This is a genomic window from Pseudomonas sp. AU12215 (assembly GCF_001675465.2).
Lineage (GTDB): Bacteria > Pseudomonadota > Gammaproteobacteria > Pseudomonadales > Pseudomonadaceae > Pseudomonas > Pseudomonas nitroreducens.
Genome location: NZ_MACM02000062.1, coordinates 1 through 7,534, shown reverse-complemented (window position 1 = coordinate 7,534; position 7,534 = coordinate 1). Strand labels below are relative to the sequence as shown.

Annotated in this window: 7 protein-coding genes and 1 pseudogene; 3 read left to right on the top strand and 5 right to left on the bottom strand. The window is 65.4% G+C overall.

The genetic code is table 11. From position 1 onward, the window contains the following. Together A9513_RS13565 and A9513_RS13560 are read right to left on the bottom strand one after the other, a co-directional pair. Window positions 1–181 (bottom strand): annotated as a pseudogene (locus A9513_RS13565) (DUF1329 domain-containing protein); the annotation flags it as partial. A 22-nt stretch (window positions 182–203) separates the two neighbouring features. Next, on the bottom strand, window positions 204–2,015 hold the full coding sequence (locus A9513_RS13560) for a DUF1302 domain-containing protein (protein ID WP_024762706.1): 1,812 nt from the start codon (window positions 2,013–2,015) through the stop codon (window positions 204–206). A gap of 241 nt (window positions 2,016–2,256) precedes the next feature. Here A9513_RS13560 and A9513_RS13555 point away from each other — a divergent pair, with 241 nt between their 5' ends. The 3 genes from A9513_RS13555 to A9513_RS13545 all read left to right on the top strand — a co-directional run bounded on the left by A9513_RS13555 (window position 2,257) and on the right by A9513_RS13545 (window position 5,012). Continuing rightward, window positions 2,257–3,072: a nuclear transport factor 2 family protein gene (locus A9513_RS13555; protein ID WP_037006572.1), complete on the top strand. Its 816-nt coding sequence runs from the start codon at window positions 2,257–2,259 to the stop codon at window positions 3,070–3,072. Between the two features lie 113 nt (window positions 3,073–3,185). Continuing rightward, the gene (locus A9513_RS13550) at window positions 3,186–4,607 is read left to right on the top strand and encodes an FAD-binding oxidoreductase (RefSeq protein WP_065085004.1); all 1,422 of its coding nucleotides are present in this window, start codon (window positions 3,186–3,188) and stop codon (window positions 4,605–4,607) included. 57 nt (window positions 4,608–4,664) lie between these two features. Continuing rightward, the gene (locus tag A9513_RS13545) at window positions 4,665–5,012 is read left to right on the top strand and encodes a cupin domain-containing protein (RefSeq protein ID WP_038803573.1); all 348 of its coding nucleotides are present in this window, start codon (window positions 4,665–4,667) and stop codon (window positions 5,010–5,012) included. Window positions 5,013–5,198: 186 nt separating this feature from the next. Here the strand turns inward: A9513_RS13545 and A9513_RS13540 are convergent, their stop codons facing one another. The 3 genes from A9513_RS13540 to A9513_RS13530 all read right to left on the bottom strand — a co-directional run bounded on the left by A9513_RS13540 (window position 5,199) and on the right by A9513_RS13530 (window position 7,408). Beyond that, complete coding sequence (locus A9513_RS13540) at window positions 5,199–5,966, bottom strand: crotonase/enoyl-CoA hydratase family protein (protein WP_065085003.1); 768 nt, start codon at window positions 5,964–5,966, stop codon at window positions 5,199–5,201. Window positions 5,967–6,090: 124 nt separating this feature from the next. After that, window positions 6,091–7,002: an SDR family oxidoreductase gene (locus tag A9513_RS13535; RefSeq protein ID WP_024762702.1), complete on the bottom strand. Its 912-nt coding sequence runs from the start codon at window positions 7,000–7,002 to the stop codon at window positions 6,091–6,093. Window positions 7,003–7,114: 112 nt separating this feature from the next. Continuing rightward, complete coding sequence (locus A9513_RS13530) at window positions 7,115–7,408, bottom strand: hypothetical protein (protein ID WP_024762701.1); 294 nt, start codon at window positions 7,406–7,408, stop codon at window positions 7,115–7,117. Window positions 7,409–7,534: the final 126 nt, after the last annotated feature.

Genomic DNA, 7,534 nt, shown 5'->3' with positions numbered 1-7,534 from the left:
GGGAGATGCCGCCGGTCCAGGCCGGGATGCTGCCGTCGGCGTTGCCTTCCTTCTGCGAGCCCATGGGCGTCAGGGTCGTACCCAGCTTGGCCACTTCGTCGGCGGACACCGCCGCCATCACGCCACCGGACAGCAGGCTCAGGGCCAGCGCGCCGCATTGGAGGATTCTTGTCGTTCTCATGTCGATTCCTTGAGCAGGCAGGTCAGAAGTTCACGCCGAAGCTGAGCGACAGGAAGTCCCGGTCGACGATGGTGTTGTAATCGCCGCCGAAGAAGTTCGTGTAGTTCAGACTCGCGGTGTAGGTGTTCTGGTAGTCCGCATCGATGCCGACGCTGGCCGCCTTGCTGCCTTCGTTGAAGACCGGGCCGTAACCGTGCACGTCGTGGGACCAGGCGATGTTCGGCTTGAGGTTCACCCCGGCGAAGACGTTGTTGTAGTCCCAGATGGCGCGGGCGCGATAACCCCAGGAGGACGAGGTGTAGAAGCCGCCGCTGCCATACTCGTTACGCGCGGTGGCGTTCTCCGGGACGCCGTAGACGGAGTCGCGGCCGTAGCGCTCGCCGACCTCATTGGTCATGCCACCCACGTAGGTCATGCCGACTTCGCCCACCAGGGTGAGGCGGTCCGCGCCCATGGTCTGGTCGAAGAAGTGGGTGAAGGTGGTCTGCGCCTGGGTCACTTCCTTGCGCACATAGCCGTGACTGACGCGGCCGGCCTGGGCCAGCGCGCCGGCAGCGCCACCGCTGGTGAAACCGCCGACCACGGTAGTGGCGAGCAATGGCGTCATGTCGGTGGTGTTGAGCTGCAGGGGCATGTTCGGCCGGTAGCTGATCTCGCCGTTCCACGCGGTGCCGGTGGGCAGGGTGGTGGAGAAGCTCAGGCCGTAGAGGCGGATGTCTTCCGGGTACTCGAGGAAGTAATTGCCGCGACCGAGCAGCAGCGGTTGTGCGAGTGCTGCACCACCCGGTACGGACAGCGCGCGGAGCACGTTGCCGATGTCGGCGGTGCCGGCGTTCTTCATGCTCACGATGGGCGTGCGGCTGTGGTAGTTCATGGCGTAGGCGCCGTATTCCACATCGCTGCCCAGCCAGCGCAGGGCCAGGCCCCACTGGCCCGAATCACGTGCGTCGCGGTCGGCGCCGCGCGGCACCATCAGGCCTTCGGGTGTGACGGTGACGCCCAGGGAATTGAGCAGCGCCTTGGTCGCCGGGGCGTTCAGCGAGTTGACCGTGGCCGGGTCGAGGATGTTGTAGTTGGTCTTGCAGCCGTCGGCCGCTACGTCGGTGGTGGAGAAGAAGGTGCCGCAGTTGTCGAGCACCGTCTGGTCCCACTCCAGCTGGTAGAAACCTTCGACGGACAGGCTGTCGGTCAGGCTCTGCGACAGGTAGAGCATGTTCACCGGGATCAGGCCTTCCTTGATTTCCGAACCAGGACGACGGAAGGCGGAGACATCGATGGGGTTGATGGTGTTGATGCTGTTGCCGATGAAGGTACTCTCCCCCCAGCTCACCACCTGCTTGCCCAGGCGCACGGTGCCGGGCATGTCGGCAATCGCGTAGTTGTAGTAGCCGAAGGCATCGAGCAACTGGGCGCCGGAAGCCTTGGCGCCTTCCTTGCGGCCGTCGTCCGAAAGGTCTTTGAAGGCTACGCCTTCATCCTTCAGACGGAAGTCATACCAGTACTTGCCCCGGGTGAAGACGCCGAAGTCCCCGTACTTCAGCTCCAGATCGTGGATGCCCTTGAAGATCTTCGAGAAGGTATGGCCCTTGCGGAAGTTCTGACGGCCATCGTCGTTGGTCTGGGTCATGCCGTGGCCGCCGTTGGCGGCCCCGATCAGGTCCTCTTTCGGACTCTGGGTACTCCAGCTGGCCCCCACGGACAGACTGGAATCGAACTGACCTTCGATCTCCCCGATATTGAAGTTGATTGCCTGAGCCTGGGTGGCGCATCCCAGGGCGACAGCAGTGGCGAGAAGTTGCGGTTGGAAGAATCCGCGCCTTGTTTTTGTTGTCATGCGGCTCTCCTGACGGTGTCTAGGTGGCCTTACCCTACTGAGCGACCTGACGGGGAGTAAGCGCTCCAAGGTGGTATTTGGCGTGTCGCCCGAAAGAGTGAATCCCCCCTCTGCCATGGGCTCTGGCGGGCGATATTGGCGCAAGCGATGACGGATCATCGAGACGATGGATAGTGCCTTGCACCCGGCAGGTGCTTTTCCACTACCCGAGAAGCGCTGTCTGGGGCATCCTTAGCCCCCTATGCATGCCATCGACCAACGCCCGACCGACAGCCACCTGACCGAGCAGACCCGCGAGGTGGTGCTGCGCTACCATCAGTACTGGAAGCATCGCGACCTCGAAGCGGTGCTCACGCTGTATCACGCGCAGGTGCAGTACAACGACTTCTTCCAGAACCGCACCCTGGGCTACACCGACCTGCGCGACTACGTGCAGGCCACCATGCCCAGCCGCCCGGAAGAGTTCCTCGACCACATCGACCGCATCCGCGTGGACGGCGACACCGCCTTCATCCAGTACCGCATCGCGGTCACCTTGAGCGGCCGCCTGGCGACCTTCCACTCCAGCGAAGCGATCACCGTGCGCGACGGCCTGATCTGGCGCATCAACGAATATGCTTCGGTCGTGCGCGAAGGCGGCGAAAGCCGTCCACAGGCCATCGACCCGCGTCCGGCCACCAGCCGCCTGGGCCTCTCGCCGCGCCAGCTCAGCCAGTTGGCCAGCGACCTGGAGGACTACTTCAGCAAGAGCCAGCCGTACCTGGCGCCGGACCTGGACCTGACCCAGGTGGCCACTGCCACCGGCTACACGCGCAACCAGATTTCCTACCTGCTCAACCAGGTGATGGGCCTGAGCTTCTACCAGTACGTCAACCAGACCCGCCTGACCCACCTGCTCAGCCAGCTGCGCCCGCCGCTGCCTTCGCGCATCGACGAACTGGCCTTCTCCGCCGGCTTCAACTCGCTCTCGGCCTTCTATCGCTGCTTCCGCCAGCAGACCGGCCAGTCTCCCCGCGAGTATCTGAAACGCCTGCGCGAGGAACAGGCAGAGGCCTGATGCGCCCCTGCCGGCGGGTACGCGAGCAATCCTCGCGTACCCGCGCGCACGACAGAACCCCGCGCCAAATCTAGGCTTGCCGACATTCCCCCTTCTTCCTTTTGGAGTCGTCTATGTCGGCATGGCGTCATATCAGTCTGTGGATGAACCAGCTGGACGATGATCTCGTCCCGCGGCCATCCCTGCAGGGCACCCTGGACGTCGATGTGGCCATCGCCGGCGCCGGCTACACCGGTTTGTGGACTGCCTATTACCTGAAGCTGCGCGCGCCGCAGCTGAAGATCGCCATCGTCGAGGCCGAGACCGCCGGCTTCGGCGCATCCGGTCGCAACGGCGGCTGGCTGATGGGCAACATGCTCGGCGAAGACCGCCTGCTCGCCGGCCTGTCGCCCGAGCAGCGCCGCGCGTCCTACGACCTGCTGCACGACATTCCCGATGAAGTGGCCCGCGTCCTCGACCGCGAAGGCATCGACTGCGACTACCGCAAGGCTGGGGTGCTCTACACCGCCGCGCGCTACCCGGAGCAGGAAACCCGTCTGCGCGACTACCTCAGGCATCTGCACAGCGAAGGCCTGACCGAGGACGACTACCGCTGGCTGAGCAAGAGCGAGCTGGCCGAACAGCTGCGCATTCCCAGCGCGCTGGGCGCCATCCACACCCCGCACTGCGCCACCATCGACCCCGCCAAGCTGGTGCGTGGCCTGGCCCGCGCGGTTGAACGCCAGGGTACGCAGATTTTCGAGAAGAGCCGCGTCACGCATTGGGCACCCGGCCTGCTGCGCACCGAGCAGGGTGAACTGAAAGCACAATGGGTGGTGCCGGCCATCGAAGGCTACGCCGCCGACCTGCCCCCGCTGGGCAACTACCAGCTGCCGGTGCAGAGCCTGCTGGTGGCCACCGAGCCGCTGCCCGAATCGGTCTGGGCGGAGATCGGCCTCGACAAGGGCCAGGCCTTCAGCGAATTCAGCCGCCAGGTCACCTACGGCCAGCGCACCCCGGACAACCGCCTGGCCTTTGGCGCGCGCGGCGGCTACCGCTTCGGCGGCAAGCTGCGCAACGACTTCAGCCTGACCAATGATGAAGTGGAGCTGCGCCGCTACCTGTTCAGCGAACTGTTCCCGCAATTGAAGGACGTACGCATCACCCACACCTGGGGCGGCAACCTGGGCATGTCGCGGCGCTTCCACCCGCACATGCTGGTCGACCGCCGCAACGGCATCGCCCTCGCCGGCGGCTACGGCGGTGAAGGCGTCGGCGCCACCAACCTGGGCGGCCGCACGCTGGCCGACCTGATCCTCGGCCAGGACAGCGCCCTCACCCGCCAGCCCTGGGTCATCAACGACCGCAGCGTGCAGGACGGCCTGCGCGGCTGGGAGCCGGAACCCTGCCGCTGGATCGGCTACAACGCCATCATCCGCAGCTTCGTGCACGAGGACGATGTATTGGCCAACCCGAACAGCGCGCCCTGGCGTCGCCGGCTGGCGGAGAAGGTCGCCGCCAGCATGGAAAACCTGATGACCTGGAAGGTCGGCTGATTCGCCGACCTCTTCTGAATAGCCAGTCCCCGAATAGAAAGCCCACTGGAGCCCCGTATGAAACTGACCCACCTGAAAGACACCCTGCACGCTCAACTCGGTGAGGCGAACCCGGTCGCCGTGCCCCTGGGCGAGCCGATTTCCGAGACCCGCGTGGAATCCGTTGAGCGTCCGGACGGCGTGGAAACCGGCATCTGGGAATGCACCCCCGGTCGCTGGCGCCGCCAGATCGTCGAGCAGGAGTTCTGCCACTTCATCTCCGGCCGCGGCACCTTCACCCCGGACGGCGGCGAGCCGATCGCCTTCCAGGCTGGCGACGCCTTCCTCCTGCCGCAGAACAGCCTCGGCATCTGGGACATCCAGGAAACCACGCGCAAGACCTACGTGATCATCGAGCGCGATTGATCGGCCAGTTGGGGTGATGGGAAGCCCCGGCACTCGGGCTTTCCCTCTCCTCAGCTGCCTGGAGCCATGCGCAACGCGGTGTAAGCCAGTATTTGTGGGAGCGCGCTTGCTCGCAAACGGACTTACCGGCAGGATCAGCGCTGACCGGGTTCGCGAGCAAGCTCGCTCCTATCGCCAGAATCCCTGTCAGAACTCCCCGTGCCGCCCCGCTCCGCCGGCAAAGCGCTTCGCCCCGCCCACCGTCTCGCCGCTTTCGATCACCGCCATTCCACCCTGGAATTCGTTGGCCAGCGCCACGTCGAACGACAGCTCCCATTGCGCGAATACGCTCGCCCGGTCGGCCAGCATGCAGCTCTGCGGAAAATCGGCGATCTCCCGCGCCAGCTCTTCCGCCGCCTCCAGTGCCGTGCCGGTGGCCACCACACGGTTGGCCAGGCCCATGGCGAAGGCTTCCTGGGCGCCCACCGGGCGGCCGGTGAGAATCAGGTCCAGCGCCCTGCCCTGGCCGACGATCCGTGGCAAACGCACAGTGCCGCCATCGATCAAGGGCACGCCGAAGCGTCTACAGAAAACCCCACAGACCGCGTCCTCGGCCACCACCCGCAAGTCCGCCAGCAGCGCCAGCTCCAGGCCGCCCGCCACGGCGTAGCCCTCGATGGCGGCGATCAACGGCTTGGACAACTGCATCCGGCTCGGCCCCATGGGGGCATCACCTTCGGTTTCCAGTCGGTTGCGTCGCTCACCGCCCTCCGCCAATGCCCCCAGGTCAGCGCCGGCACAGAAGTTCCCGCCGGCACCGGTGAGCACGGCGACGCGGGCTTCGTCGTCCTGTTCGAACTCGCGCAGGGCATCGGCCAACGCCTGGGCAGTGGGCAGGTCCACAGCGTTACGCACCGCAGGGCGGGCGATGACCAGGGTGGTCACCGGGCCGTTCTTCTGGATTATCACGCTCATGGCGAACTCCTCGAGCCTGGAAGCGGAAAAGCGAAGGGCCGGCATTCAGCCGGCCCTTTCACCTTACTGCGTTCACCGCCCCGGAACAGCCCCGCTGGCGGTTCCGCCGGTCAGGCTGACCGGATCAGCTGACGTATTTCTGCAGGTTCGCCATCATTTCGCGCAGCGCCTCGACGTTGTCCTTCGGATGCGCGGCATTCTCGAAGTCGCAGATCTGCGCGAAGTTGGCCGCCACGTCCTCGACGCTGAAGCCCTTGCGCGGGTCGAAGCCCACGCCCAGGCTGCGCTCCCAACGCACCTTGCCGATCCAGCCGCCACCCACTTCGAACAGGCCGGAGGTTTCCTGGCAGGCCTCGCTGCCCAGGTACACCACCAGCGGGCTGACCAGCTCGGGCTTGAGCTGCTCGAATACCTGCGGCGGGATCAGGCCTTCGGTCATGCGGGTGCCGCCGGTGGGGGCGATGGCGTTGACGAAGATGTTGTTCTTGCGGCCTTCGATGGCCAGGTTGCGGGTCAGGCCGTAGAGGCCGAGCTTGGCCATGCCGTAGTTGCTCTGGCCGAAGTTGCCGTAGATGCCGGAGGTGGACGAGGTGAAGATCACGCGGCCATAGCCCTGCTCGCGCATGAACGGCCAGGCGGCACGGGTTACCTTGTAGGCGCCCTCGACATGGACCTTGTAGACCAGGTCCCAGTCGGCGTCTTCCATCTTGTGGAAGGTCTTGTCGCGCAGGATGCCCGCGTTGTTCACCACCACGTCGATGCGGCCGAATTCCTCGACGGCCTGGCGCACGATCTTCTCGCCATCGGTCACCGAGTCGTGGTTGGCGATGGCGATGCCACCGGCTTCGCGGATTTCGGCGACCACGCGGTCGGCGGCCGAGGCATTGGCGCCTTCGCCATGGGTGCTGCCGCCCAGGTCGTTCACCACCACCTTGGCGCCGTACTTGGCGAACAGCAGGGCGTGGGCACGGCCGATGCCGCCACCGGCTCCGGTAACGATCACGACTTTTCCGTCGAAGTGCAGGGCATCACTCATGATTGGGGCTCCAGACAGGATGGTTTTTCATCAAGTGTCCGGCAGTCACGATCCGGTCACAACCAAGACGACCACGGCTGAATGGTGCCCGATAAGGCCAGGGGATGATCCGTCAGCGCATGGGCATGTTCAGGTTGCCGCGCGGGCCGAGCTTGAACAGCCACCAGTCGTACTCGCTCCAGAACAGCACCAGCCCCACCGCCGCAAGCATCGCCAACGCAGCGCCAGCGGCAGGCGCCCAGTGCTGCAGGAGCCAGGCGTAGTAACAACCGGCCGCGCTGGCCGCCAGCAGCAGCAACAGCAGCGGAATGGCGATCCAGACGAAGTCCTGGCGCATGTGCAGCAACACCCGGTAGCGCAGCGAGCCTTGCGGCTGGCGGACGGGAATGACGGATCTGAGTGGCATGGTAGCGGCCTCCGGCGGAACAAAGCCGGGGAAGCTACCGCTGCCACTCAGAGTGTGCCTATCAGCCAGTTCCTAATCTACGGGCGGATCAGTCCGTACCTGCTCGGCACGCTCCTGTCGAAAGGC

Bases quoted from the DNA above. Each gene is read 5' to 3' on its own strand.
- A9513_RS13560 (WP_024762706.1), bottom strand. From the start codon at position 2,015: ATGACAACAAAAACAAGGCGCGGATTCTTCCAACCGCAACTTCTCGCC.
- A9513_RS13555 (WP_037006572.1), top strand. From the start codon at position 2,257: ATGCATGCCATCGACCAACGCCCGACCGACAGCCACCTGACCGAGCAG.
- A9513_RS13550 (WP_065085004.1), top strand. From the start codon at position 3,186: ATGTCGGCATGGCGTCATATCAGTCTGTGGATGAACCAGCTGGACGAT.
- A9513_RS13545 (WP_038803573.1), top strand. From the start codon at position 4,665: ATGAAACTGACCCACCTGAAAGACACCCTGCACGCTCAACTCGGTGAG.
- A9513_RS13540 (WP_065085003.1), bottom strand. From the start codon at position 5,966: ATGAGCGTGATAATCCAGAAGAACGGCCCGGTGACCACCCTGGTCATC.
- A9513_RS13535 (WP_024762702.1), bottom strand. From the start codon at position 7,002: ATGAGTGATGCCCTGCACTTCGACGGAAAAGTCGTGATCGTTACCGGA.
- A9513_RS13530 (WP_024762701.1), bottom strand. From the start codon at position 7,408: ATGCCACTCAGATCCGTCATTCCCGTCCGCCAGCCGCAAGGCTCGCTG.